Origin of the sequence: Citricoccus sp. SGAir0253 (assembly GCF_005877055.1) — a bacterium.
Taxonomy (GTDB): domain Bacteria; phylum Actinomycetota; class Actinomycetes; order Actinomycetales; family Micrococcaceae; genus Citricoccus.
In genome coordinates this window covers 1,962,582-1,987,948 of the sequence record NZ_CP039424.1, presented here as the reverse complement: position 1 = coordinate 1,987,948, position 25,367 = coordinate 1,962,582, and the positions used below count along the sequence as shown (strand labels likewise).

25 protein-coding genes, 2 tRNA genes and 1 riboswitch are annotated in these 25,367 nt (G+C 74.2%); of the genes, 13 read left to right on the top strand and 14 right to left on the bottom strand.

What is annotated here, in order from left to right:
* The first annotated feature begins 33 nt into the window (after positions 1 to 33).
* The 3 genes from rsfS to E7744_RS08800 all read left to right on the top strand — a co-directional run bounded on the left by rsfS (position 34) and on the right by E7744_RS08800 (position 959).
* Positions 34 to 486, top strand: coding sequence for a ribosome silencing factor (gene rsfS / locus E7744_RS08810; RefSeq protein ID WP_137773792.1), 453 nt, complete (start codon positions 34 to 36; stop codon positions 484 to 486).
* Positions 487 to 634: 148 nt separating this feature from the next.
* Positions 635 to 707 (top strand) — tRNA-Ala (locus E7744_RS08805).
* A gap of 179 nt (positions 708 to 886) precedes the next feature.
* A tRNA-Ala gene (locus E7744_RS08800) sits at positions 887 to 959 on the top strand.
* 71 nt (positions 960 to 1,030) lie between these two features.
* Here E7744_RS08800 and E7744_RS08795 read toward each other — a convergent pair.
* Complete coding sequence (locus E7744_RS08795; protein ID WP_137773791.1) at positions 1,031 to 1,369, bottom strand: metalloregulator ArsR/SmtB family transcription factor; 339 nt, start codon at positions 1,367 to 1,369, stop codon at positions 1,031 to 1,033.
* Between the two features lie 54 nt (positions 1,370 to 1,423).
* On the opposite strand from E7744_RS08795, the gene E7744_RS08790 reads away from it, so the two are divergent.
* Entirely contained in the window at positions 1,424 to 2,557 is a 1,134-nt protein-coding gene (locus tag E7744_RS08790; protein WP_137773790.1) for a cation diffusion facilitator family transporter, read from the top strand.
* Between the two features lie 101 nt (positions 2,558 to 2,658).
* The gene (locus E7744_RS08785; RefSeq protein ID WP_168199788.1) at positions 2,659 to 4,356 is read left to right on the top strand and encodes a ribonuclease J; all 1,698 of its coding nucleotides are present in this window, start codon (positions 2,659 to 2,661) and stop codon (positions 4,354 to 4,356) included.
* Positions 4,357 to 4,382: 26 nt separating this feature from the next.
* On the opposite strand, the gene E7744_RS08780 is transcribed toward E7744_RS08785, so the two are convergent.
* The 4 genes from E7744_RS08780 to E7744_RS08765 form a co-directional block, all read right to left on the bottom strand.
* A complete protein-coding gene (locus E7744_RS08780; protein ID WP_137773789.1) occupies positions 4,383 to 4,766 on the bottom strand; it encodes a DUF6766 family protein in 384 nt (127 codons plus the stop codon).
* A 175-nt stretch (positions 4,767 to 4,941) separates the two neighbouring features.
* A complete protein-coding gene (locus tag E7744_RS08775) occupies positions 4,942 to 5,277 on the bottom strand; it encodes a hypothetical protein (RefSeq protein WP_137773788.1) in 336 nt (111 codons plus the stop codon).
* 46 nt (positions 5,278 to 5,323) lie between these two features.
* Positions 5,324 to 5,713, bottom strand: coding sequence for a VOC family protein (locus E7744_RS08770; protein WP_137773787.1), 390 nt, complete (start codon positions 5,711 to 5,713; stop codon positions 5,324 to 5,326).
* Position 5,714: 1 nt separating this feature from the next.
* A complete protein-coding gene (locus E7744_RS08765) occupies positions 5,715 to 6,053 on the bottom strand; it encodes a helix-turn-helix transcriptional regulator (protein WP_137773786.1) in 339 nt (112 codons plus the stop codon).
* Between the two features lie 70 nt (positions 6,054 to 6,123).
* Between E7744_RS08765 and E7744_RS08760 the strand changes: the two genes are divergently transcribed.
* Complete coding sequence (locus E7744_RS08760; protein ID WP_137773785.1) at positions 6,124 to 7,182, top strand: bile acid:sodium symporter; 1,059 nt, start codon at positions 6,124 to 6,126, stop codon at positions 7,180 to 7,182.
* Here E7744_RS08760 and E7744_RS08755 read toward each other — a convergent pair.
* Positions 7,121 to 7,516 (bottom strand): hypothetical protein, encoded by a 396-nt coding sequence (locus E7744_RS08755; protein WP_137773784.1) that lies wholly within the window; start codon positions 7,514 to 7,516, stop codon positions 7,121 to 7,123. The two genes, E7744_RS08760 and E7744_RS08755, sit on opposite strands and share 62 nt — an antisense overlap.
* A 141-nt stretch (positions 7,517 to 7,657) precedes the next feature.
* On the opposite strand from E7744_RS08755, the gene E7744_RS08750 reads away from it, so the two are divergent.
* Together E7744_RS08750 and E7744_RS08745 are read left to right on the top strand one after the other, a co-directional pair.
* Positions 7,658 to 8,278, top strand: coding sequence for a dihydrofolate reductase family protein (locus E7744_RS08750; RefSeq protein ID WP_137773783.1), 621 nt, complete (start codon positions 7,658 to 7,660; stop codon positions 8,276 to 8,278).
* 85 nt (positions 8,279 to 8,363) lie between these two features.
* Entirely contained in the window at positions 8,364 to 8,723 is a 360-nt protein-coding gene (locus tag E7744_RS08745) for a nuclear transport factor 2 family protein (protein WP_137773782.1), read from the top strand.
* 108 nt (positions 8,724 to 8,831) lie between these two features.
* Here E7744_RS08745 and cycA read toward each other — a convergent pair whose 3' ends face one another.
* From cycA to E7744_RS08720, 5 genes are all read right to left on the bottom strand, one after another.
* Positions 8,832 to 10,313, bottom strand: a complete 1,482-nt coding sequence (gene cycA / locus E7744_RS08740) for a D-serine/D-alanine/glycine transporter (protein ID WP_137772837.1) — start codon at positions 10,311 to 10,313, stop codon at positions 8,832 to 8,834.
* 81 nt (positions 10,314 to 10,394) lie between these two features.
* A complete protein-coding gene (locus tag E7744_RS08735; protein ID WP_137773781.1) occupies positions 10,395 to 11,822 on the bottom strand; it encodes an L-serine ammonia-lyase in 1,428 nt (475 codons plus the stop codon).
* A gap of 11 nt (positions 11,823 to 11,833) precedes the next feature.
* On the bottom strand, positions 11,834 to 13,186 hold the full coding sequence (gene glyA / locus E7744_RS08730; RefSeq protein WP_137773780.1) for a serine hydroxymethyltransferase: 1,353 nt from the start codon (positions 13,184 to 13,186) through the stop codon (positions 11,834 to 11,836).
* A complete protein-coding gene (gcvH, locus tag E7744_RS08725) occupies positions 13,183 to 13,563 on the bottom strand; it encodes a glycine cleavage system protein GcvH (protein WP_137773779.1) in 381 nt (126 codons plus the stop codon). Before gcvH ends, glyA begins: the two co-directional genes overlap by 4 nt.
* 339 nt (positions 13,564 to 13,902) lie before the next feature.
* Positions 13,903 to 14,002: riboswitch (glycine riboswitch) on the bottom strand.
* Between the two features lie 163 nt (positions 14,003 to 14,165).
* Entirely contained in the window at positions 14,166 to 14,729 is a 564-nt protein-coding gene (locus E7744_RS08720; protein ID WP_210417094.1) for a 4'-phosphopantetheinyl transferase superfamily protein, read from the bottom strand.
* Positions 14,730 to 14,779: 50 nt separating this feature from the next.
* On the opposite strand from E7744_RS08720, the gene E7744_RS08715 reads away from it, so the two are divergent.
* The 4 genes from E7744_RS08715 to E7744_RS08700 all read left to right on the top strand — a co-directional run bounded on the left by E7744_RS08715 (position 14,780) and on the right by E7744_RS08700 (position 21,599).
* Positions 14,780 to 17,629 carry an AMP-binding protein gene (locus E7744_RS08715; RefSeq protein ID WP_137773778.1) on the top strand — a complete coding sequence of 950 codons (2,850 nt, stop codon included), beginning with the start codon at positions 14,780 to 14,782 and terminating at the stop codon, positions 17,627 to 17,629.
* 79 nt (positions 17,630 to 17,708) lie between these two features.
* Positions 17,709 to 18,767, top strand: coding sequence for an extracellular solute-binding protein (locus E7744_RS08710; RefSeq protein ID WP_137773777.1), 1,059 nt, complete (start codon positions 17,709 to 17,711; stop codon positions 18,765 to 18,767).
* A 91-nt stretch (positions 18,768 to 18,858) separates the two neighbouring features.
* Positions 18,859 to 20,439 (top strand): iron ABC transporter permease, encoded by a 1,581-nt coding sequence (locus E7744_RS08705; protein WP_246858372.1) that lies wholly within the window; start codon positions 18,859 to 18,861, stop codon positions 20,437 to 20,439.
* Positions 20,436 to 21,599 (top strand): ABC transporter ATP-binding protein, encoded by a 1,164-nt coding sequence (locus tag E7744_RS08700; RefSeq protein ID WP_137773775.1) that lies wholly within the window; start codon positions 20,436 to 20,438, stop codon positions 21,597 to 21,599. The genes E7744_RS08705 and E7744_RS08700 overlap by 4 nt, the downstream gene beginning before the upstream one ends.
* 206 nt (positions 21,600 to 21,805) lie before the next feature.
* Here E7744_RS08700 and E7744_RS08695 read toward each other — a convergent pair whose 3' ends face one another.
* The 3 genes from E7744_RS08695 to E7744_RS08685 all read right to left on the bottom strand — a co-directional run bounded on the left by E7744_RS08695 (position 21,806) and on the right by E7744_RS08685 (position 24,173).
* The gene (locus E7744_RS08695; RefSeq protein WP_137773774.1) at positions 21,806 to 22,069 is read right to left on the bottom strand and encodes a hypothetical protein; all 264 of its coding nucleotides are present in this window, start codon (positions 22,067 to 22,069) and stop codon (positions 21,806 to 21,808) included.
* A 212-nt stretch (positions 22,070 to 22,281) separates the two neighbouring features.
* Positions 22,282 to 23,175 (bottom strand): cyclopropane-fatty-acyl-phospholipid synthase family protein, encoded by an 894-nt coding sequence (locus E7744_RS08690; protein WP_246858371.1) that lies wholly within the window; start codon positions 23,173 to 23,175, stop codon positions 22,282 to 22,284.
* 80 nt (positions 23,176 to 23,255) lie between these two features.
* Complete coding sequence (locus E7744_RS08685; RefSeq protein ID WP_137773772.1) at positions 23,256 to 24,173, bottom strand: LysR substrate-binding domain-containing protein; 918 nt, start codon at positions 24,171 to 24,173, stop codon at positions 23,256 to 23,258.
* A gap of 72 nt (positions 24,174 to 24,245) precedes the next feature.
* On the opposite strand from E7744_RS08685, the gene E7744_RS08680 reads away from it, so the two are divergent.
* Complete coding sequence (locus tag E7744_RS08680) at positions 24,246 to 25,325, top strand: YeiH family protein (protein WP_371415334.1); 1,080 nt, start codon at positions 24,246 to 24,248, stop codon at positions 25,323 to 25,325.
* Positions 25,326 to 25,367: the final 42 nt, after the last annotated feature.

Sequence of the window (25,367 nt, the reverse complement as noted above, 5' to 3'; positions counted from 1 at the left end):
CCCCTTGACCGCACCATCCCCCAGGAGTTGCCCGTGACCGTTCCCGAGACCACCCTGACCGCGCTGAAGCTCGCGGGCCAGGCCGCCGCGGACAAGCAGGCCACGGACATCGTGGCCGTCGACGTGGCCGAGCGCATGGGGCTGACGGACGCCTTCCTCATCGCCTCGGCCGGCTCGGAGCGCCAGGTGCTCTCCGTGGTCGACGAGATCGAGGAGGTGCTCAGCCGCCAGCTCAAGCTCGACGTGACCCGCCGCGAGGGCAAGGCCGGTGGCCGCTGGGTGCTGCTGGACTACGGCCACTTCGTGGTGCATGTCCAGCACGAGGAGGAGCGGGTGTTCTACGCCCTGGACCGGCTGTGGAAGGACGCGCCCGTGATCGACCTGGGGCTGACCGACGGTGTCGGCGCCGGCGAGGCGGGCTCGGCGATCTCCCCGGACGAGCCGCGGCGCGACTGGACGCCGGGGACGGACCCGGACGCCTCCTGACGCCGCCGGCCCGCCGCGCGTGCCGGGCCCCGCGGGGTCCGGCACCGTGGCCCCGGCGCCGATTTGCGGAGCCGCCGACGGCCTGTGTATATTTGGGGAGTTGCCTCAGACGGTTCGGGAACGGATCGGACGGGACGGCATCCCACTCGGGGGTATGGCGCAGTTGGTAGCGCGTCTCCATGGCATGGAGAAGGTCAGGGGTTCGAATCCCCTTACCTCCACGGTGAAGTCTCCTCGGAGACTGGCGAAGGGCCCGGACCGGACGGTCCGGGCCCTTCCGCGTTCCGGGACGCCGCGCCGCCGCGCCGCGCGGGGCCGATGCGACACGGCGGTCTGGACTCGTGTATAGTGAACGGGTCGCCACGGGCGGGGAGTTCCCACCCGGACGACGACCCACTCCGGGGGTATGGCGCAGTTGGTAGCGCGTCTCCATGGCATGGAGAAGGTCAGGGGTTCGAATCCCCTTACCTCCACCGGACGAAGGGCCCCTCCTCGATCGAGGAGGGGCCCTTCCGCGTTCCCGGGCCCCGCGTGGTCGCCCGCATCAGGGCCGCGTGCCCGGCGCGGCTCCGGTGACGTGCTCGGCGTGGGAGAGCGCCTCCGCCAGCAGGCGGTTCACGTGCGCGTCCGTGGCCGAGTAGTAGGCGAAGGTGCCCTCGCGGCGGCTGTGGACCAGTCCGGCCAGGCGCAGCTTGGACAGGTGCTGGCTCACCGTCGCGGCGGCGGCGCCCACGGCCTCGGCCAGCGCGTTCACGCTGGACTCGCCGCCGAACAGGGCGGCGAGGATCTTGACCCGCGTGGGGTCGGAGAGCATGCGGAAGGCGTCGGCGGCGATCCGGGCGTGCTCGTCGTCGGGAACGGCGCGGAGGGGATGGTCGTGCACGGTGCCACTCTACCCATGTTGCTATCTGCGCAGGCACGCAGATAGCCTCGGGGGGTGACCGCCGAATCCCCGTCCTCCGCTCGCTCCGGCCCGACCGTCCCCGCGGGGGAGCAGCACCACCGCCCCGGGGCGCATGAGCACGACCATGACCACGTCCATGACCACGAGCACGCGCACGGCCACGACCACGCGCACGGCCACGGGCACGGCGGGGGGTGGTCGCGGATCCGGCACGCGCTCGTGCCGCACTCGCACGACCACACCGATGCGATCCGGACCGCCGAGGAGTCCAGCGCCATCGGCATCCGGGCCGCCTGGATCAGCCTGGCCGGGATGGGGGCCACCGCGCTGCTGCAGGTCGCCATCGTGGCGCTGAGCGGCTCGGTGGCGCTCCTCGCGGACACCCTGCACAACCTGGGGCACCTGGCCACCACGATCCCGCTCATCATCGCCTTCCGCCTCGGCCGGCGGGCGCCCACGCGGCGCTACAGCCACGGCTTCCGGCGGGCCGAGGACCTCGTGGGGCTGTTCATCGGCGCGGTGGTCGCCCTGTCCGCCGCCCTCATCGTCTGGGAGTCGGTCCGGGCGCTGACGCAGCAGCGGGACATGACGCACCTGCCCTGGGTGCTGGCGGCCGCGCTCGTCGGCGCGGCCGGCAACGAGGTGGTGGCCGTCTACCGGATCCGGGCCGGCCGGCGGATCGGCTCGGCGGCCCTCGTCGCCGAGGGCCAGCACGCCCGCGCGGACGCCCTGACCTCCCTCGCCGTGGTCCTGGGGGTGGTGGGGGCGTGGCTCGGCCTGCCGTGGGTCGACCCCGTCGTCGGCCTGGCGATCGCCGCCGTCATCGTCGCCGTGCTGGCCGGGTCCATGCGCACGGTCGTGCGCCGGCTCATGGACGGGGTCGACGCCGGCACCCTCGACCGCGTGGAGGGCGCCGCCGCCGCGGTGGCGGGGGTGGAGTCCGTGCCCCGGGCGCGGGCTCGATGGAGCGGGCACCGCCTCGAGGCGGACCTCGACGTCGCCGTCGACGGCGCCCTGAGCGTCCGCGAGGGGCACCGCATCGCCGAGCAGGTGGCGGCCGTCCTGCGCCGCGAGGTCCCTCACCTGCACGGTGCCGTCGTGCACGTGGTGCCGGCCGGACCGGCGGACGCAGGCCGGGAGGGGCGCCGCCCGCCCGGCGTCGGCTAGAGTTGGGACGGTCCTCCCGGCACCGCCGGCACCGCTGCGGGCGTGCGCCCCGCGGAAGCCCTCCTCCGCCGGGACCTCCCCGACGAAGAAGAAGTGATCCTTTGGCCCGTTCGCCCCGCAAGTCCAAGTCCACGAAGAAGTCCCTGCCGGCCCTGCCCGCGGGCGGCCTGCGCGTCACCCCGCTCGGTGGCCTGGGCGAGGTCGGCCGCAACATGACGGTCTTCGAGCACCAGGGCAAGCTGCTCATCGTCGACTGCGGCGTGCTCTTCCCCGAGGAGCACCAGCCCGGCATCGACGTGATCCTGCCGGACTTCACGTCGCTGCGGGACCGCTGGGCCGACGTCGTGGGCGTGGTGCTGACCCACGGCCACGAGGACCACATCGGCGGCGTGCCGTACCTGCTCAAGGAGCGCCCGGACATCCCGCTGATCGGCTCCGAGCTGACCCTGGCGTTCATCAGCGCCAAGCTCACCGAGCACCGGATCACCCCGAAGACCGTGCACGTGGAGGCCGAGGACGTCCACCAGGCGGGGCCCTTCGAGCTCGAGTTCGTGGCGGTCAACCACTCCATCCCGGACAGCCTCGCCGTGGCGATCCGCACCGACGCCGGGCTCGTGCTGCACACCGGCGACTTCAAGATGGACCAGTTCCCGCTGGACGACCGCATCACGGACCTGCGCCACTTCGCCCGCTTGGGCGAGGAGGGCGTGGACATGTTCCTCACCGACTCCACCAACGCCGAGGTGCCCGGCTTCACCACCTCCGAGCGCGAGCTGACCCCGGCGATCGACAAGGTCTTCGCCACCGCCCCGAAGCGGATCATCGTCTCGAGCTTCGCCAGCCACGTGCACCGCATCCAGCAGGTGATCGACGCCGCCCACGCCAGCGGGCGCAGGGTGGCCTTCGTGGGCCGGTCCATGGTGAAGAACATGGGCATCGCCCGGGACCTGGGCTACCTCAAGATCCCGCGCGGGCTCGTGGTGGACTTCAAGAAGCTGCAGTCCATGCCGGATGACAAGGTCGCCCTCGTCTGCACCGGCTCGCAGGGCGAGCCGATGGCCGCGCTGTCCCGGATGGCCAACCAGACCCACCAGATCAAGCTGGCCCCCGGCGACACCGTGCTGATGGCCAGCTCGCTGATCCCGGGCAACGAGAACGCCATCTACGGGATCATCAACAAGTTCACGGATCTCGGCGTCACGGTGGTGCACAAGGGCAACGCCAAGGTGCACGTCTCCGGGCACGCCTCGGCCGGGGAGCTCGTGTACTGCTACAACATCGTCAAGCCCACGCACGTCATGCCCGTGCACGGGGAGTCCAAGCACCTGCACGCCAACGCCGAGCTGGCGGTGCGGACGGGCGTGCCCGCCGAGCGCGTGCTCGTCGTCAACGACGGCACCGTGGTGGACCTCGTCGACGGGCGGGCCTCGGTGGCCGGTCGCGTGGAGGCCGGGCTCGTCTACGTGGACGGCCACACCGTCGGCAAGGTCACCGAGGAGACGCTCGTCGAGCGCCGCCTGCTGCAGGAGGGCGGGGCGGTGACGGTCGTGGCGATCGTGGACCCGGACACCAACACCCTGGCCGAGCCGCTGGAGTTCATCACGAAGGGCTTCATCCAGGACGCACAGATCTTCAACGGCGCCGCCGAGAAGGTCAAGACCGCCCTGGCCAAGCCCGGCGCGGCGCACATCGATGACCTCGAGGAGCTCGAGAAGCTCATCGTGGACACGGTCGGCCGGCACCTCGACCGCGCCTACCGGCGCGCGCCGCTCATCACGGCCGTCGTCATCGACGCCTGATCGCGCGGCCCCGGACGCTGGGCCGGTCACATCGACTCGTTCGACCGCCGGCTCAGCTCCTCCGGGTCGAGGCCTCGCTCGCGCAGCAGCGCGTCCACCTTGGCCTCGAGCCGCTCGTCCGACTCCTTCGACTGGGACGAGCCCCAGAACAGCAGGAAGGTCAGGCCCGCGGCCTGCCACATCAACTGGAGGAACTCGGACTGCCAGTTCTCCAGCGTGGAGGCGAGGAACTGGGGCCAGAACTCTGGCCACTGGAACGGCTGGCCGTGCTCGCCGGCGTCGTTGCGCACCTCGATGAGCTGGAACACGAACTGGCCGATCCACGAGAGCAGGAACAGCGCCCCCGTGATGATCCCGAAGCCGTAGGCGCGCCCGAAGGACGGACGCGGCCGGTCGTTGCTGGTGCCCATGGTGCTCTCCTGGCCTCGGCGGGACACCCCGGCCGGTGCCGACCGTCCGCCGGCCCCCGGCCGGACACCGCGGTCAGGGCCGGAACCGGGCTGACGATCACCAGTGGACCACCGGCGTCCCGGCCGGTCAACGCCCGGTCCGCAGGGCCGGCGTCGGGCCGTCCGCGGCATGCCGCTATCCCCAGCCCGCGCCGTGGCCCACCCACGGGTGCGCCCAGCACACGGCCGCGATGACGGCGGCTCCCGTGGCGAGCACCAGCACGGCCGGCCACGCCGGGCGCCGCCGGGACTCCAGGGCCCGGACGACCTGCAGGGTGCCGAGACCGCCGAGGACCACGGCCCAGGCGAGGAGCGTCCAGCCGAGGATCCACGCGGCCACGGCGAGGGATTCGGGGGCGTCCGCGCGGGACCACGCCGCCTCGCCGACGTCCAGCACCAGGGCCGCCGCGGCGGCGAGGCCGAGCGTGCCGGCCGCCACGGCCGGGTTCACGCCCGTGCGGGTCGCTCTCATGCGCCGACCCTATCCCCGCCGCCGGGACGCCTCAACGGCCCGGCGGTCAGTTCGCGGAGACGATCTGCACCAGGTTGCCCACGGTGTCGTCGAAGACGGCCACGGTCACCGGCCCGGCCTCCATCGGCTCCTGGGTGAAGCGCACGCCCGCCGCTCGCAACCGCTCGGCCTCGGCGCGCACGTCGTCCACCTCCAGCTGGAGCAGCGGGATGCCATCGGCCACGATCGCCTCCCGATAGGGGCCCACCGCGGGGTGGCCCGCGGGCTCGAGCAGCAGTTCCGGTCCGTCCGGGCGCTCGGGGGAGACGACGGTGAGCCAGCGATCGGGACCGCCGATCGGGATGTCGTTCTTCACCCGGAAGCCGAGGACCCCGGTGTAGAAGTCGAGGGCCTTCGCCTGGTCGTCGACGAAGACGCTGGTGACCTGGATGCGCATGTCATGCTCCGTTCGGAGGGTGGGGTTGGATCGGGGATGTCGGGGAGGGGCCGGGACCGTCCGGCGGCGCCGGGGCCGGCCAGCGCCGCTGGATCTCCCGCAGCGGCGCGGTGTGGAGGTGGTGGTGCTTGCTGCGGCCGCGCCGCTCGGCGGTCACGAGTCCGGCCTCGGCGAGCACGGCGAGGTGCTGGGAGATCGCCTGCCGGGAGGAACCGATGCCGTGCCGCGACCGCAGCCGGGCACAGAGCTCGAACAGCGTCTGCCCGTCGCGTTCGGTGAGCTCGTCCAGGATGGCCCGGCGCGTCGCGTCGGCCAGCGCCCTGAACAGCTCCTCGGACATGCCCCGACCGTAGGCAAGTGGGGTCTTGACTGTCAAGCGTGGGCTTGCGTTTCCATGGGAGACTGGTGGCATGCGGTGGACGGTCGAGGCGGTCGAGGTGATGGTGCGGCACCAGGTGTCCCTGTACCTGGCCGCGCTGGTGGTGGGGGTCGCCGTCGGGCTCGGGGTCCCGGCCCTCGCCGGGCCGGCCGGCGCGGCCGTCACGCCCGTCCTGGCCCTGCTGCTCTACGCCACGTTCCTGGGCGTCCCGCTGCGCCGGCTGGGCCGTGCCGCCCTCGACGTGCGGTTCCTCGTCACCGTGCTGGTGCTGGACTTCCTCGTGGTGCCGCTCGTCGTCCTGGCCCTGTCCCGGCCGGTGGCCTACGACCCCGTGCTGCTGCTCGGGGTGCTGATCGTCCTGCTGACGCCCTGCATCGACTACGTGGTCGTCTTCACGGGACTGGCCGGAGGGGCCCGGGACCGGCTGCTGGCCGCCACGCCCGTGCTGCTGCTGGGCCAGCTGGCGCTGCTGCCGGGGTACCTCTGGCTGATGGCCGGCCCCGGCGTCGTCGGTCGGCTGGACCCCGGCCCCTTCCTCGAGGCCTTCGCGGTCCTGCTCGCCCTGCCGCTGGCGGCGGCCTGGCTGACCCAGGCCGCCGCGGCCCGCCGGCCCCGGGTGGGCGCGGTGTCCCGCGCGGCCGACGCGGCGATGGTGCCGCTCATGATGCTCACGCTCGCGCTGGTGGTCGCGTCCCAGGCGCACGACGTCGGCCGGCACCTGCGCTCCCTGCTCGCCGTGGTGCCCGTCTACGTCCTCTTCGCCGCGGTCATGGTGGCCCTCGGGCTGGGCGCGGGGCGGGTGGCCGGGCTCGACGGGCCGGCCCGGCGCGCGGTGGTGTTCACGGGAGTCACCCGGAACTCGCTCGTGGTGCTGCCCCTGGTGCTGGCGCTGCCGGCCTCCCTGGGCGGCTCCGCGGGGCCCGCAGCGGCCGGGGAGCGGCTCGGGCTGGCCCCGCTCGTGGTGGTGACCCAGACCCTCGTCGAGCTGGTGGTGATGGTGCTGCTCGTCCGGTGGCTGCCCCGGCTGGTCAGCGCACCGGGTCGAAGTCCTCGGGATCCTTGTCCAGCCGGCCCTCCAGGGCCTGGCTGAGGTCCTCGTCCTCGAGCTCGTAGGTGGGGTCCACCTCCCGGGCGAGGTCCTCCAGCGTCTCCTCGTCGTCGTCGGCGGCCACGTAGCGCGACCGGGCCTCGGTGATGGCCTCGGCCACGTCGTCGAGGCCGAGGTACTCGTACCCGGCGAGGACGCGCGGCAGGGGGAACTCGTCGTCCTCCAGGTGGTCCTCGATCGCGGACACGAGCCCGTCCCGGCGGACGGCCTCGTGGAAGGTCAGGACATCGCGCAACGCGATGTCGCCGGGGGAGGTGGCCTCGGGCAGGGCATCGAAGTCGAGGGCGCGGTTCCACACCGCCGTCGTGGTGCTCATGGCAGAAGGGTAAGCAGTGCCGCGCGCGGATGTCAGTCGTTCGCCCGCCCGCGGCGGACCGTGTCCACGCCGCGACTCCGCCGCGCCTCCGCCGCTCCTCTGCCGTGGCCAAGAGGGCGCCGGATGCCCTTCACTACTGCCATGAGAGAGCTCATCGCCAGCACGTTCGTCTCCCTCGACGGGGTCATGCAGGCGCCCGGCGGACCGGACGAGGACCGAGACGGCGGCTTCGCCCACGGCGGGTGGACCTGGCCGTTCTTCGACGAGACGGCCGGGGGCTGGCTCGACGAGACGTTCTCGCGGCCCTTCGACCTGCTGCTGGGCCGGCGCACCTACGAGATCTTCGCCGCCTACTGGCCCCGGCACGAGGACACCCCGGTCGGCGCCGCGTTCCGCCGGGCCCACAAGTACGTGGCCAGCCACGGGCTCACGAACCCGACGTGGGCCGGCACCACCGTCCTGTCCGGGAACGTCCCGGCGCAGGTGGAGGAGCTCAAGGGCCAGGACGGCCCGGACCTGCTCCTGCAGGGCAGCGGGAACCTCATCCAGTCGCTGCTCACCGCGGACCTGGTCGACGAGTTCCGCGTCCTGACCTTCCCGGTGCTGCTCGGCGCGGGCAAGCGCCTGTTCGCCGAGGGGACGGTCCCGGCGGGCCTGCGCCTGACCGCCCAGGGCGTCTCCCCGTCCGGCGTGGTCATGGGCACCTACCGGCGCAGCGGGCCGGTCGTCACCGGCAGCTTCGAGGACGAGGACGCGCACTGAGCGACGGCGGGGGCCGGGTCACCTTGTCGCCCGCCTCCCGCGGTCGGAGAATGGGGGTGCGGAGGACATCACGAAGGACACCGCCATGACCACCCACACCGCCTTCGACCTGGCCCGCTTCACCCGCGCCACGGAGGAACGCGACGCCCGGGCGCTGCTCGAGGCCTACGCAGAGGATGCCGAGGTCCGCATCGTGGACCGCAACAACCCGCCGAGGACGCCGCAGGTCCTGAAGGGCAGGGAGGCCATCCGGCCCTGGCTGGAGGACACCTACTCCCGGGACATGACCCACCACGTGGTGGACCCGGTGGTGGGCGGGGACCGGGTCGCGTTGACGACCCTGTGCCGCTACCCGGACGGGACCAACGTGCACTGCGCCTGCACCGCGGAACTCTCCGACGGGCTGATCACCCGGCAGACCGTGGTCCAGGTCTGGGACGAGTGACTCCCGCCCGTGACGCCGGGCGCCGGACCGTGGGGTCCGGCCCGGGACGGCGAACGGCGCCGGACCCCTGGGGGCCCGGCGCCGTCCGTGTCCGGGGGACGTCCGGGGTCAGCGGGTGGGGGTGGGCTGGCCGGTGGTGGCGTGGCGTTGCTGGTACTCCCGGGCCACCTTGGCGTCGTGGGCGGCGCGCAGGGCCTGGTGCTCGGGGTTGCGGCGCAGCACGAGGTAGCCGGCGCCGAGGGCGAGGAACCAGGCCGGGGTGGACAGCAGGGCGGCCAGGGTGTCGGGCTGGGTGGTCAGGGCCCAGACGACGAATCCGAAGAAGCCGAGCACCACGTAGGGCATGAAGGACCCGCCGGGCATCTTGAACGCGCTGGCCGCGTGCAGGTGGGGGCGGCGGTGCCGGTAGACGAGGTAGCTGACCAGGATGATGGACCACACGAACATGAAGCACAGCGCGGAGATGGTGGTGACCAGGGTGAAGGCCTCGGCGACCCCGCCCTCGGCGTAGAGCAGGGCGACCCCGGCCAGCAGGAACATGCAGGAGAACAGCAGGGCGTTGCGCGGCACCTGCCGGGAGGACAGGCGGGCGAAGCGCTGGGGGGCGTCGCCCTCCTGGGCCAGGCCGTAGATCATCCGGGAGGTGGAGTAGATCCCGGAGTTCGCCGAGGAGGTCGCGGAGGTGAGCACGATGAAGTTGACCACCCCGGCGGCCCCGGCGAGCCCGGCCAGGGCGAACATGCCCACGAAGGGGGACTCCTCGGCGCTGTAGGCGGTCCAGGGCTTGACGGCCATCAGCACGACCAGGGCGCCGACGTAGAACAGCAGGATGCGCACCGGGATGGAGTTGATCGCCCGGGGCAGGGTCTTCTCGGGGTCCTTGGCCTCGGCGGCGGTGGTGCCGACCAGCTCGATGCCCACGAAGGCGAACACGGCGATCTGGAACCCGGCCACGAAGCCCATGAACCCGGTGGGGAACATCCCGCCCTCGGTCCACAGGTTGGCGAACGCCGCCCGGGTGCCGTCGGACTCGAAGCCGGTGATGATCATCACCAGGCCCACCACGATCAGGGCCAGGATGGCCACGATCTTGACCAGGGCGAACCAGAACTCGGTCTCGCCGAAGGCCTTGACCGAGGGCAGGTTCAGCCCCACCAGCAGCACGATGCACACCACCGCGGGGATCCACAGGGGCAGCTCGGCCCACCAGAAGGACACGTAGTGGGCGATGGCGACCACGTCGGCGATGCCGGTGACGACCCAGCAGAACCAGTAGGTCCAGCCGGTGAAGAACCCGGCCCAGGGGCCCAGGATGTCCGCGGCGAAGTCCGCGAAGCTCTTGTACTCGGTGTTGCTCAGCAGCAGCTCGCCCATGGCGCGCATGACGAAGAACAGCATGAACCCGATGATCATGTAGACGAAGATCACCGAGGGCCCGGCCACCGAGATGGTCTTGCCCGAGCCCATGAACAGGCCGGTGCCGATGGCCCCGCCGATCGCGATCAGCTGGATGTGGCGGTTGGACAGCGCCCGCTCCAGGTGCGGGGACTGCGGGGTCTCACTCGCAGGACGTGCTTGGGTAGTGGTCATCGAGGAACCGTTTCTGTTCGGGTCGTCGGGGTCAGGGTCGCTGCCCCGGTGCCGGGCGGCGCATGGGCCGCCCGGCAGAGGTCAGCATTCGACGACGTTGACGGCGAGGCCGCCGAGGGCGGTCTCCTTGTACTTGTGGCTCATGTCCTTGCCGGTCTCCCGCATGGTGACGATCACCTCGTCGAGGCTCACGCGGTGCGTCCCGTCACCCCACAGCGCCATCTTGGCGGCGTTGATCGCCTTGGCGGCGGCGATGGCGTTGCGCTCGATGCAGGGGATCTGCACGAGCCCGCCGATGGGGTCGCAGGTCAGGCCGAGGTTGTGCTCCATGGCGATCTCGGCGGCGTTCTCCACCTGCTCGGGGGACCCGCCGAGGATCTCGGCGAGTCCCGCGGCGGCCATCGAGGAGGCCGAGCCGACCTCGCCCTGGCAGCCGACCTCGGCGCCGGAGATGGAGGCCTGCTCCTTGTAGAGCACCCCGACGGCGGCGGCGGCCAGCAGGAACCGGCAGACGGTGTCCTCCAGGACCCGGCGGTGCGCCTCGGCGCCCTCGAGGGCGGCGTCCAGCACGGCGGGGGAGTAGTGGGTCGCGTAGAACAGCACGGCCGGGATGATGCCGGCCGCCCCGTTGGTGGGAGCCGTGACGACGCGACCGCCGGAGGCGTTCTCCTCGTTCACGGCCAGGGCCACGAGGTTGACCCACTCCTGCCAGAACCGCGGATCGCGGTCCGGGTCCTCGGAGCGCAGCCGCGCGTGCCAGTCCGGCGCGCGGCGGGCCACGTCCAGCCCGCCCGGCAGGGTGCCGGTGCGGCGCAGGCTCATGTCCTTGCACTCCTCCATGACGCTCCACAGGTGCAGCAGCCCCCGGCGGATCTCCTCCTCGTCGCGCGAGGCGAGCTCGTTGGCGAGCATCACCTCGCTGATGCCCTTGCCGGTGGACCGGCAGTGCTCGAGCAGCTCGCGCGCCGTGGTGAAGGGGTGCGGCAGCGGGGCCTCCTCGGCCGGGCCGGCCTGGCCGGCGTCCTCCTCGCCCTCCTGGACGATGAAACCGCCGCCCACGGAGAACCAGGTCTCGTCCGCCAGGACGGCACCGTCCGCGGCCAGGGCCTGGAAGCGCATGCCGTTGGTGTGCCGGTCCAGGACGGTCAGCGGGTGCTGGACCATGTCCTCGACCGTGAACGGCAGGTCCTTCCCGGCCCCGAGGGCCGAGCAGAGGGCCAGCGTCCCGGTCGAGGCGATCGAGGCGAGGCGCTCCTCCACCTGGTCCGGGAGCACGACCTCGGGGTCGTAGCCCTCGAGGCCGAGCAGGATCGCGGTGAAGGTGCCGTGGCCGCGGCCGGTCGCGGCGAGCGAACCGTAGACGTCCACCCGCAGTCCCTCCGTGCGCTCCAGCAGCCCGCCCTCGGCGAGGGTCTGGGCGAAACGGCGGGCGGCCCGCATCGGTCCCACGGTGTGGGAGCTGGAGGGACCGATGCCGACGGTGAAGAGGTCGAAGACACTGATGGCCATGCTGCGACTCCTTACAGTCCGGGCGCCAGGGGCGCCAGTTCCGGGTACAGGGGGTGGGTGGTGGCCAGGGCGGTGACGCGGTCGCGCAGTCCGGCCAGGACGGTGTCGGGGACCTCGGTGCCGTTGGCGGCGGCGGTGGCCCCGGCGACCAGGGTGGCGGCGATGATCTCGGCGACCTCGGTGAAGGCGGCCTCGCCGAACCCGCGGGTGGCCAGGGCCGGGGTGCCGATCCGCAGCCCGGAGGTGACCATCGGCGGGCGCGGGTCGAACGGGACCGCGTTGCGGTTGATGGTGATCTCCACCTGCGCCAGCAGGTCCTCGCCCTGCCGGCCGTCCAGGGACGAGTCGCGCAGGTCCACCAGCACCAGGTGCACGTCGGTGCCCCCGGTCAGCACGGTGATCCCGTGCCCGGCCACGTCCTCAGCGGTGAGCCGCTCGGCCAGGATCCGCGCCCCGGCCAGGGTCCGGGCCTGCCGGTCGGCGAACGCCTGGCCGGCGGCGATCCGGAACGCGACCGCCTTGCCGGCGATCACGTGCTCCAGCGGCCCGCCCTGCTGGCCGGGGAACACCGCGGAGTTGACCTTCTTGGCGATCTCGGCGTCGTTGGTCAGGATGATCCCCCCGCGCGGGCCGGCCAGGGTCTTGTGCGTGGTGGAGGTCACCACGTGGGCGTGCGGGACCGGGTTCGGGTGCAGCCCGGTGGCCACCAGCCCGGCGAAGTGGGCCATGTCCACCATCAGGTACGCCCCGACCTCGTCGGCGATCGCCCGGAACGCGGCGAAGTCCAGCTGGCGGGGGTAGGCCGACCAGCCGGCCACGATCAGCTTGGGCCGGTGCGCCCGGGCCAGGGCGGCGACCTGGTCCATGTCCACCCGGTGGGTGGCCTCGTCCACCCCGTAGGCGACGATGTCGTAGAGCCGGCCGGAGAAGTTCAGGCGCATCCCGTGGGTCAGGTGCCCGCCGTGGGCCAGGTCCAGGCCCAGCACCGTGTCCCCGGGACGGATCAGCGCGTGCATCACCGAGGCGTTGGCCTGGGCCCCGGAGTGCGGCTGGACGTTGGCGAAGCCCGCCCCGAACAGGGCCTTGGCCCGCTCGATCGCGATCGTCTCGATCGCGTCCACGTGCTCGCACCCGCCGTAGTACCGCTTGCCCGGGTAGCCCTCGGCGTACTTGTTCGTCAGCACCGAGCCCTGGGCGGCCATCACCGCCGCGGCCGTGTGGTTCTCCGAGGCGATCATCTCCAGGCCCGAACGCTGCCGGTCCAGCTCGGCATCGATCAGCCCGGCCACCTCCGGATCCAGCTCCCCCAGCGACCGCGTCAACTCCGCCGGAACGGCGGTCATCTCCTGGTCGAGGACGCTCATGCCAGCTCACCGCCGTTGGCCTCGGCGTACTCCGCGGCGGACAGCAGCGGGCCCTCCTCGGACACCTCCACGGTGAACAGCCAGCCGGCGCCGTACGGGTCCTCGTTGACCAGGGCCGGGTTGTCCACGACCTGGTCGTTGACCTCCACCACCGTGCCGGTGACGGGGGTGAACAGCTCGGAGACGGACTTGGTGGACTCGATCTCGCCGCAGGTCTCGCCGGCGGTGACGGTGGAGCCGGCCTCGGGCAGGTCCACGTAGACGACGTCGCCGAGCGCGTCGGCGGCCACCTGGCTGATGCCGACGCGCGCCGGCGAGGCGCCGTCGATCCACTCGTGCTCGGCGGAATAGCGCAGTGCGGACAGGACAGTGCTCATGGGTGTTCCTCTCGGACGTGACGGTGAGGCTGGATCTGGAAGGGTTCAGGACACCGGGGCGCCGGCGCACGACCCGGACCCGCGGACCACGCAGCCCCCGGGACCCGGGGCGGAGCACGGCGCGGCGGACCCCGTCAGGGGCCGGGGCGCGCGGGCGGTCCACGGGCGGAGGGAGGTGATGGTCATCGGGGGAACTCCAGGTCTCTGCGCGGTCGCCCGCGGCGTCTGTGGTTCCTCCCCGATCTGTTGCGTGGCCTGAGAGTTTTCGTCCCTCCCGGAGGGGAGGGGGTTGCTCCGTCGGCGAGCCCGGAGTGACTCCGCGCTACTTTCCAGATGTGCCTCTGTGCGGCGGTACGGTTGCCTGAGAGTTTCCCGGGGAGGAATTGCTCCTTCGGCGCCCGACCAGTGCTGCTGGACGGGACTCTCCCGCCGCACGTCAACGGCCCTGCAGCCTGTGACTGCCCTCACAGCGTAGTCGCTCCCGCGCCTCCCGATCAACCGCGTCGCGTGCCACGGGCCCTCGGCGGGACACCATGGCGGCCCTCGACGCCGCTCCGGCGGCGGCCGGTCGCCCACCTCCCGGCGCCCCCCGGCGCCCGCCGTCACCGGCCGGCAGCACCGTCCCAGCGGCTGGCCCGCAGGGACGCGAGGCGGTCCGGCGCGCCCGCCAGGGCGGCGGCGTAGCCGTCCAGGGGCGCCTCGAGATGACGTACTGAGACGCGGTCCGCCGCGTAGCCGGTCGCCCGCGCCTTGAACAGCGCCTCCGACCGCGCCCACGCGGCAGCGCCGGCCGGGTCCTCCAGGTCGGCTGCGCGCTGGACGTCCACCCCCACGGGGCTGCCGGGGTCCAGGGCGACCACGACGAGCAGGCCGGAGTGGGACACGGAGACGTGCGGCACCGGGGGGGTCGGTCCGGCGCCGAGGATCCGTGGCGCGCCGTGGGGCCGGCCGCACTCGGGGCAGGTGCGGTCCACCGCCACCTCGGCGGGGGACTGGCCCAGGTGTTCGGCGACCGCCACGCGCAGCAGCGCCGCGGCGACGAGGGAGCGGGCCCGGTCCGCCGGGCGGTCGAGGGACTCGATCCGCCGGCGCTCGAGCGGGCTCAGGACGGGCAGCAGGCCGGCGTGCGCGGCGGTGAGCAGAGCCCACCGGATCTCCACCGTCATATTTACCTCGTGATTGCCTGGGCTATTTGGGGCAGGTTAGCCTAACCTATGTGACCCTGACCGCCGGGTCGACGCCATCCCCGGTGCTCGACCGTCCCACTCGTCCCTCGCTCGCGCCGCTCGCCGACCCCGTCCACGCCGACCGCCCGGCGGTGGTGTCCGCCTCCGGCCGGGCGATGTCCCACGCCGAGCTGGGCGCGGCCGTCGCCGGCCTCGCGGCGCGGCTGCCGGACGCGGCCGAGGGCCGCCGGCTCGTCCACCTGCCGCTGGGCCGGGACCTGCTGGGCGTGCTGTCCTACCTGGCCACCCTCGAGGCCGGCCACGTGGCGCTCGTGACGGCCGGCGAGGACCGGGCCTCCGCCGTGCTCGAGCGCTACGCCCCGGACGTCACGGCCACGGGGGATCCGGTGCGCCCCTTCGAGGTGCTGCAGGCGGCCCCGCGGCACCTGCTGCACCCGGACCTCGCGCTGCTGCTGAGCACCTCCGGGAGCACGGGCTCGCCGAAGCTCGTGCGGCTGTCCCATGCCAACCTGCACCACAACGCCGCCGCGATCGCCCAGGCCCTGGCGCTCACCGCCGAGGACCGGGCCATCACCTCGTTGCCGCTGCACTACACCTTCGGCCTCTCGGTGCTGCACTCCCACCTCGTGGCCGGCGCCTCCGTGGTGCTGCACGAGGGATCGGTGCTGGACGAGGACTTCTGGTCGGCGGTCGACGGGCTCGGCGTCACCACCCTGGCCGTCGTGCCGCACCTCGTGGAGCTGATGGAGACCACCGGTGCGCTGGACCGGCCGCACCCCTCGCTGCGCCTCGTGGCCCAGGCCGGCGGCCGGATGGGCCCGGAACGGGTGCTCCGCACGGCGACGCTGGGCGAGCGCCACGGCTGGGGGCTGTCCGTGATGTACGGCCAGACCGAGGCCACCGCCCGGATCTGCGTGCTGGACCCCGCCCTGGTCGCAGCGCACCCCGACTCGGTGGGCCGGCCGGTCGCGGACACGACCCTGCACCTGGACACGACCGTCCCCGAGGCCGCCGAGGGGGCCGGGGAGGTGGTGGTCCGCGGGCCGGGCGTCATGATGGGCTACGCCGAGCACCCGGACGACCTCGCCCTGGGCGCCATGCTGGACGAACTGCGCACGGGCGACCTGGGGGGCATCGGCCCCGACGGCCTGCTCCGGCTGGTCGGCCGGCGCTCCGGCTTCACCAAGGTCATGGGCGTGCGGATCGACGTCGGCACGGTCGAGGACCGGCTGGACACGGCCGGGTACCGCGCGTGCGTGGGCGGGGACGGCAGCCGGCTCACCGTGGCCGTCGAGCCCGTGGCCGGGCGAGCGGACCGCGAGGTGTCCACCGAGGTGCGCCGGCTCGCCGGCACCGCCTCCGGGCTCGGCCCGGCGGCCGTCGCCGTCGCCGTCGCGCCCCTGCCCCGGCTGCCCAACGGCAAGGTGGACCGCCCCGCCAGCGCGGCCCTGGTGCGCTCCGTCGCGGAGCAGGCCACGGCGCCCGACGCCGGCCCGCGCACCGCGGCCCCGGCCGCACCGGGACCCCGGGGGACGGCTCCGGAACAGGACCGCGCGCCGGCTGCCGGCGAGCACGCCGGCGAGGCGGCCGACGCCACCGCGCCCCTGGACGCGCGCACGCGCCTGGCCGCCGGCGTCGCCGCGGCCGTCTCCTCGGTCCTCGTGCTCGACGCCGCCGACCTGGACCGGACGTTCGTGCAGCACGGTGGGGACTCCCTGAGCCACGTGCAGGCCTCGGCCCGGCTGGAGCGGCTCCTCGGGCCCCTGCCGCGCGACTGGCACCACCGTCCGCTGTCCGACCTCGTGGAGCTCGGCCTGGAGCGCGGCCGTGCCGCCGGCCCTGACCGTGGGGCACCGGCTGGGCGTGCCGCGGTCGGGGGCGCCGCCCCCACCGCCCCGGGGCGCGGGGACCGCCCGGGTCGCCAGGGGACGCGCCGTGCCCCGGGACGCCCGTGGCGGGACCGCGCCCGCGCGGCGCTGGCCTGGCGCGGCGTGGAGACTTCCGTGGTACTGCGCGCTGTCGCCGTGGTGGCGATCTGCGGCTCGCACGCCGACCTCATCGACCTCATGGGCGGGGCCCACGTGCTGATGGCCGTGGCCGGGTTCAACACCGCCCGCTTCGGGCTGTCCGTGCCCACGGTGGCCGGCCGGTGGCGTTCCACCGCGCGCATCGCGATCGGCGTGGCCGTGCCCGCCATGCTGATCGCCGCCGTCGGCATGCTGACCACGGGCCGCTACGGGTGGTCGAACATCATGCTGAGCCACTGGATCACCGGGGACACCACCGAGGGGTCCACGGCCAACGAGTACTGGTTCATCGACGCCCTGCTGGCCTCGGTGCTCGTGCTCGTGGCGGTGCTCTCGGTCCCCGCGGTGTCCCGGGCCTGGCGGCGGGACCCGTGGCGGGTGGCCGCGTGGTTCACGGCCGCCGCACTCGTGCCCCGGTTCCTCGTCCTGTCCCTCACGGACAGCCACATGGCCCAGTCGATCATGCCGACCACGCTGTGGCTCGTGGGGGTCGGGGCGGCCGCCGCGTGGGCGGACAGCACGCGGCGCCGGTGGATCACCGCCGGGCTCGCCGTGGTCGGCGGGGCATGGTTCTTCCCCGACCAGCCGGGCCGCGAGTTGGCGATCCTCGTCGGCCTGCTGGTCCTGGTCTGGGTGCCGCGGCTGCGCGTCCCGGCGCTCGCCCTGCCGCTCGTGGGGGTGCTGGCCGCAGCCTCGCTGTACGTCTACCTCGTCCAGTTCATGGTGCTGTCCTCCTTCGAGGACGACGTCGTCGAGACGGTCGCCGCCCTGGCCACCGGCTGCCTCGTGTGGTGGCTCGCCGACCGGCCGATGCGGCGGCTGCAGGGCCTCGTCCCCGCACCGCAGCCCTGACCGCCCCCGGCGCCCTCCCGGACCCCGACCCCACCCCCTCGACCATCCCGGATCTCGACCACCGACACGAAGGACCCCCATGCCGACCACGACCCGCTCCCTGCTCGCCCTCGCCCTGGCCCTGCCGCTGGCCCTGACCGCGTGCGGCGGCGGAGCCGGGGAACCGGCGGGCGGAGGGACCTCCGCGGAGGAGGCCTACGAGGCACGGCCGGACACGCTGCAGGTCTACTCCGCCCAGCACATCGAGGTCACCGAGGCCGTGGCGGAGGCGTTCACGGAGGAGACCGGGATCCCCACGCAGGTGCGCGACGGCCAGGACTCCTCGATGGGGCACATGATCGTCCAGGAGGGTGAGGCCTCGCCGGCGGACGTCTTCCTCACGGAGAACTCCCCGGCCATGACCGTCGTGGAGCGCGAGGGCCTGCTGGCGGAGGTGGACCAGGGCACCCGCGAGCAGCTGCGCGAGGACCTGTCGCCCTCCTCCGGACTGTGGGTGCCGATCGCCGCCCGCTCCACGGTCCTCGTCTACAACCCGGACCTCATCAGCGAGGACGAGCTGCCGACGTCCATGATGGACCTCGCCGACCCGGAGTGGGCCGGCAAGTGGGGTGCGGCGCCGGGTGGCGCGGACTTCCAGGCGATCGTGGCCGGGATGCTCGCCGAGCGCGGCGAGGAGGAGACGCGCGCGTGGCTGGAGTCCCTGGCCGAGAACGCCGAGGTGTACCAGAACAACATCGCCACCATGAAGGCGGTCAACGCCGGCGAGGTGCCGGTCGGCATCATGTACCACTACTACTGGTACCGCGACCAGGCCGAGGCCGGCGAGGGCAGCGGCAACACGAGGCTGCACTACTTCGGCGGGGAGGACCCGGGGGCCTTCGTGAGCCTGTCCGCCGGCGGCGTGCTGGCGTCCTCGGACATGCCGGACGAGGCCCAGCAGTTCCTCGAGTACGTCACCGGCCCGAAGGGGCAGCAGGCGCTCGTGGACTCCGGCTCCATGGAGTACGCCGTCGGCGAGGGCGTGGAGTCCGACCCGGCGCTGCCCCCGCTGGACGAGCTCGAGGCCCCCGCCGTCGACCCCTCCGCGCTGAACTCCGGCACGGTGATCGAGCTGATGACGGATGCCGGGATCCTCTAGCCCGCGGGCGGACGCGGACCCGCGTCCCGTCGCCACCCGGCCGGGCCGGGGGAGCCGGACAGCCCGGGCAGCCGGGCCCGCCGGGACCGTCGTGGCCGGCCCCCTCGCGGGCCCGCTGCCGGGTGCCGGCCGCCGCACCGGCCTCGGCCCCCCTCCCGGCGCCGCCCCCTGGCCGGTCGCCCTCGCCGCCGTGCTCGTGGCGGTCCTGACGGTCCTGCCCCTGCTCATCGTGCTGCCCGGCGCCCTCGCGGACGGCTGGGCCGAGGCCGTCGACTACCTGGCCCGGCCGCGCATCGGGAAACTGGTGGGCAACACGGGGATGCTCATCGCCGTGACCGTGCCGGCCGCCGTCGTGGTGGGCACCCTGGCCGCCTGGCTGGTGGAGCGGACCGCACTGCCGGCCGCGGGGGCGTGGCGCGCGCTGCTGCTGGCCCCGCTGGCCGTGCCCTCCTTCGTCAGCGCCTACGCGTGGGTCACCGTGGCCCCCGGGCTCACCGGGTTCGGCGGGGCCGCGCTCGTCACCACGCTGGCCTATTACCCGTTCGTCTTCCTGCCCGTCGCGGCGCTGCTGCGCGCCCTGGACCCGGGCGACGAGGAGGTGGCCCGCTCCCTCGGCCTCTCGCCGACGGCGGCCATGGTCCGCACCGTCCTGCCCCGGCTGCGACCGGCGCTCAGCGGCGGCGCGCTGCTCGTGGCCCTGCACCTGCTCGCGGAGTACGGCGTGCTGGAGATGATGCGGTTCCAGACCTTCACCACGGCGATCATGCAGCAGTATGCCGTGGGCTTCAGCGACACCGCCGGCAGCCTGCTCGCCTCCGTGCTCGTCGGGCTGTGCCTCGTGGCCCTGCTGCTGGACCTCGTCGCCCGCGGCCGGCGCCGCGTCGCCCGCCTCGGCTCCGGGACCCAGCGCCGCGCCGTCCCCCACCGGCTGGGGGCCTGGACGGTGCCCGCGCTCGCGTTCCTGGCCGCCCTCGTCGGCGCCGCCCTGGTGGTCCCGGTGGTCACCGTGGTCCGCTGGCTGCTCGCCGGGCCGGGGCCGGCCGGGCTGCTGGACGGGGACCTGCTCGCCGTCACCCTCAGCACGCTGGGGCTCGCGGCCCTGGGCGCCCTGGCGGCCACGCTCGCCGCCTTCCCGGGGGCCTGGCTGCTGAACCGGCGCCGGTCCGGGCTGACCCTGCTGCTCGAGCGCGTCACCTTCGTGGCCAGCTCCCTGCCCGGCGTCGTGATCGGCCTGGCCCTGGTCACCCTCGCGGTGACCTGGGTGCGGCCGCTGTACCAGACGGTGTGGCTGGTGGTGCTGGCGTATGCGATCCTGTTCCTGCCCCGCGCGATGGTCTCGCTGCGGGCCGGACTGGCCGCGGCGCCGCCCGAGCTGTCCGAGGCCGCGCGCTCGCTGGGACAGGGCGGTCCGGCCGTGCTGGTGCGGGTGGTCCTGCCGCTCATGGCCCCGGCCGTGCGCACGGGGCTGGTGCTCGTGGCGCTGGCCGTCAGCACGGAGCTGACCGCCACCCTGCTGCTGGCCCCCACCGGCATGGACACCCTGGCGCTGGCGTTCTGGCGCGAGGCGAGCCAGTTGGACTACGCGGCCGCTGCCCCCTACGCGGCCGTGATGATCGTGTTGTCCGTCCCGCTGACCCTGCTGCTGCGGCGGCAGATCCTGGAGGAAGAATGAGCGAGCTCACGCTGCGCGGCGTCACCGCCGGGTACGGCCGTGACGCGGTGCTGCAGGACGTGGACCTGACGGTCGCCGCCGGCACCACGACGGCCGTGCTGGGCGGGTCCGGGAACGGCAAGACGACGCTGCTGCGCGTCGTGGCCGGCTTCCTGGCCCCGCGCTCCGGCGAGGTGCGCATCGGCGGCCGCGCGGTGGCCGGGCCCGGCACCTGGGTCCCGCCCGAGCGCCGGGGCGTGGGCTACGTGCGCCAGGAGGGCGGGCTGTTCCCGCACCTGACGGTGGCCGCCAACGTCGCCTTCGGGCTGCCCTGGCCGCGCCGCCGGCACCGCGCCCGGGTGCTCGAGCTGCTCGAGCTCGTGGGACTGCCCGCGGAGGCGGCCGACCGCCGGCCGGACCAGCTCTCCGGCGGGCAGCAGCAGCGCGTGGCGCTGGCGCGGGCGCTCGCCCCGCGGCCCGAGCTCGTGCTGCTGGATGAGCCGTTCTCCTCCCTGGACACCGCCCTGCGGGCCGCCACCCGCGAGGCGACCGCCCGCGCCCTGAAGGCCACCGGCGCCACCGCCGTGCTGGTCACCCACGACCAGGGCGAGGCGCTGTCCTTCGCCGACGAGGTGGCCATCCTCGACGGCGGCCGGTTCCGGCAGGTGGCCCGCCCCCGTGAGGCCTACGGGGACCCCGCGGACGCCGGCGTCGCCGCCTTCCTGGGAGACGCGGTGTTCGTGTCCGGGACGGTGTCCGGCGGCCGGCTGCGCTGCGCCCTCGGCGACCTGCCGGTGCGCGGCACCGCCGCGGACGGCCCCGTCCAGGCGATGATCCGGCCCGAGCAGATCACCGTGGCCCCGTCCGGCACCACCCCGTGCGAGGCCACCGTGCGCGAGGTGGAGTACTTCGGCCATGACGCGATCGTGGAGCTCGACCTGCCCGGGGACGCCGCGACCGTACCCGGCGTGGCCGCAGCCGACGGCCTGCCCGAGGAACTGCCGGAGCCCGTGGACGGCGTCCGCGCCCGCCTGCTCGGCCGGGACCTGCCCCTGCCGGGGGACCGCGTGGCCATCAGCGTGGTCGGGGAGGTGCGGGTGTTCCCCCGCCCCGGGACGGCCGTCGGCCTGCCGTCGCCGAAGGCGGGGCACGCCGCGGCGGGGCTGCAGCGGGCCGGCTGAGCTCCGGCCCTACGGCGCCCGCCGCAGCGCGGCGACGAGGTCCGGGGTGCAGCGGGCGTCCGCGGCGGCGGCGATCACCGTCCAGGACCGGATCCGGGCCGGTCGTGCCACGGCCAGGTCATCGGCCGGCCCGCGTCCCCCGAGGTGCGGTCGACGCTGCCGCGGGCGGAGGTGGTCCGGGCCTCGAGCAGTTCCGGCCCGGGCCGTCAGGGCCCCGGGTCGACGGCGGGCTCGATCGGGGGGAGGCGCGGACCGCCGCGGAGGGACACCTCGTCGTGGGGGAGCACCTTCCGCACCCGGGGACCGTCGCTCGTGGCGGGGGCCTCGCGGGGATCCGGCCCGGGACCCGGCGCCGTCTGCCGGCGGGGCGACCCCGCCCCGTCCCGGACGGACGCCTCCCGGCCGGGGAGGACCACCTCCCAGCCCCAGGGGTGCGCGTAGGCACGGGCGGGCCAGGCGTGGTGGATCATGGGTGGCCTCCTCCGCGGCGGCAGGTCGTCGACGGTCCATTGTCCCCCGCCCGCACCACGGTCGCGTGATCGGCCGGTGAACGGTGCGCGAAGCCTGCCGGGGATGGCGGGTGCGGCCCGCGGCCGTTCCGCTCGGTGGGCGCCGCACCGAGACTGGTCCTCCGGCAGGTGGTCGCCGACCCGGGGCCCGCGGATACCGGGGGCGCGGACGACTAGTCCCGCGGGGCGGAGGGACCGGTCCCGCTGGTGCCGGGCACTCCGTCCTCGTCCGCCCGGGCCGTGGACAGGGTGAGGATCCCGTACCGCATGGCCCCCGTGCGGTAGGCCAGGACCAGCCGGGGAAGCGTCCGCAGGAAGTCGCGGTTGCGGCCGCGGCGGGCCAGCCGGCGGGACTCTCGGTCCCGGAGCAGGGCCACCAGGGCGCGGCGGGCGCAGATCGTCCAGGTCCGGGCGACGCGGCGGCTGACGTCCTCGTAGCCCTCGACCGCGAATCCGGCGGCCTCGGCCATGGCCTCGTACTCCTCGCGAGTGCCCATCGAGGGCAGGCGCCCCTCACGGCAGATCGGCTCGAGCAGGTGGCGGACCCGCCATCCGCTCGCCCCGGACCCCGAGAGCCAGGCGCAGACGACGAGGCGTCCGCCGGGGGAGAGCACGCGGTGCGCCTCGGCGAAGAACCGGGGCTTGTCCACCATGTGCTCGCTCGACTCGATCGCCCACGCGGCATCGAACGAGGCCGCGCGCAGCCCGTTGTCCAACCAGTCACCCCGGCGCACCTCCACCCCGGCCGCGGGATGCGCGGCGGCATGGCGGGCCTGCTCGGCGGAGAGCGTGATGCCGATGACCCGGACCCCGCGCGTGGCGGCGAGGCGACGCGCGGTGGAGCCGTAGCCGCACCCGATGTCGACGCACGCCTCTCCGGGGGCCAGCCGCAGCCGGTCGCCGACGGTGTCCACGAGGGCCTCGACGGCCTCGACGGGCGTCTCGCGGCCCGTGGCCCACAGGCCGTGGTGGACGTGCTCTCCCCACAAGCGGCGGTAGACCGGGTCGAGCTCGTCGTAGTGGTCGGCCACCGCCTCGGGGCCCGGGGGAATCTGGGGGACGATCACGCCCCGACGGTACAACGGCGGACCGGGCCGCCAGAAGGCCTCGCGAGGCGACCACCGGCACGGGGCCGCGCCGTCCCCGGTCAGCTCCCGGCCCGTGCCCCGCCGAGTGCGATGTCCAGGAACTCCGCGGCGGGGCCCGTCGGGGCGGGGTCCCTCCACAGCGCGTGGAGCGTGCGGTCGAGGGCCGCGCCCACCGTGGGCACCTCCACCAGCTGCCCCGTGCGCAGGCAGTTCTCGACGGCCAGTCGGCTGAGCACCGCCGGCCCGATGCCCTCGGCGACGGCCTGGCAGATGGCCGCGTTGCTGTTGAGCTCCAGGAGGGGTCGAGGCCGTCCGGCGCTGACGAGCCGGTCCAGGAAGGCCCGCGTCCCGGAGCCCAGCTCCCGTTCCACGAGCGGGGTGACGGCCAGCTCGCGGGTGGGCACCGGCCGCGCGCGGCGGGCCCACGGGTGTCCCGGACTCGTCACCGCCACGAGGTCGTCGGTCCAGACGGGCGCGGACCGCAGGGAGGAGGGGATGTCCGGGGTCTCCACGAAGCCCAGGGCCACCGTCCCCGTGCCCACGGCCTCGATCACGCTCGCGGAGTTCATCACCTGCAGCCTCGTGGCGACGTCCGGCCGCCGGGCCCGGAACGTCCCGATCCATCCGGGGAGCAGGTGCTCGGCGATGGTCATGCTGGTGCCGATGGTCACCTCGTGACGACCGGAGTCGGCGAGGGCCTCGCTGCCGGCGTGGAGCCGATCGATCGCCTCGAGTGCCTCCCGGGCCCACTCGACCGTGAGCATCCCCTCCGGGGTGAGCGTCGAGCCGCGGGTGGAGCGGAGCAGCAGCGTGTAGCCCAGCCGCCTCTCCAGCGTCCTCAGGGACCGGGAGGCATTCGACTGGGCGATCCGCGCGGCGCGGGCGGAGGCGCTGAGGCTGCCGTGGTCCGCGACGCCGACCAGCAGGCGGAGCATGGACAGGCTCAACCAGTCGTCGAGGTTCGCTGCCAGGGACATATCACCATGATATGGCGGCGATGGCGAACGGAGGGCTACCGGAGGTCCCCGGCGGATGCGAGCGTCGAGGGCGTGAGTTCCCCCGGCCGAGGCGCCGTCCCGCCCCACCCCGCACCCGGCCTCGCCGTCCCCGCGGTCCGAACGGGAGGCGGCCCTCCGCGGCCGACCCGCCGTCCCGCTGCGGTCCTGCCGGGCCTGGGCGTGTGCCTGGCCGGTGCCTTGGTGGCCTGGCTGGGCGCGCAGGCGGTGCCGGGAGCCAGCGCCCTGTTGCTCGCCATCCTGGGGGGTGCGGTGTGGCGCAACGTGGCCCGGGTTCCCGCCGCGCTCTGCCGGGGCGTGGCGTTCTCCTCGAGGAGGCTCCTGCGCACCGGGATCGTGCTCCTGGGGTTCCAGCTGTCCCTCTCCGCCATCCTGGACCTGGGCCTCGGGATCCTGCTGGTCGTCGTGCTCTCCGTGACCCTCACGTTCCTCACCACGCTGTGGGTGGGGCGCCTGCTGGGCGTCGGCCCGGCGCAGCGGCTGCTCGTCGCCGCGGGGTTCTCGATCTGCGGGGCCGCCGCGGTCACCGCCGTGGAGGGAGCGGCCCCGGCCGAGGAGGAGGAGGTGGCCACGGCCGTCGCGCTCGTGGTCCTCTTCGGCACCCTGGTGATCCCCCTCGTGCCGTTCCTCGGCGGCCTGCTGGGCCTGCCGGAGGAGATGACCGGCCTGTGGATCGGTGCCTCCACGCACGAGGTCGCCCAGGTGGTGGCCGCCGGCGGTGCCGTGGGGGGCGGAGCCCTGGCCGTGGCGGTCACCGTGAAGCTGGCGCGGGTCATCACCCTGGCGCCGATCATCGCCGGCATCTCGATCGTCCGGCGGCACCGGGGCGCCGCGGTGGGGGAGCGGAGGCCGCCGATCGTCCCGCTGTTCGTGGTCGGCTTCCTCGCCGCGATGCTGGTCCGCTCGGCGGGCGTCCTGCCCGAGGCCCTGCTGTCCATCCTGCAGGTGCTCCAGACGCTCCTGCTGGCCGCCGCCATGTTCGCCCTGGGGCTGGGCGTCCACCTGCCCAGCCTCGTCCGGGTGGGCCCCAGGCCGATGCTGCTGGGGGTGGCCTCCACCACCGTCATCCTGCTCGTGTCCCTGGCCGGGATCCTCGTCCTCGGCAGCCCGTAGGCACGCCGGTCCCGGAGGTGGTCCTCCGGGACCGGCCGCGAG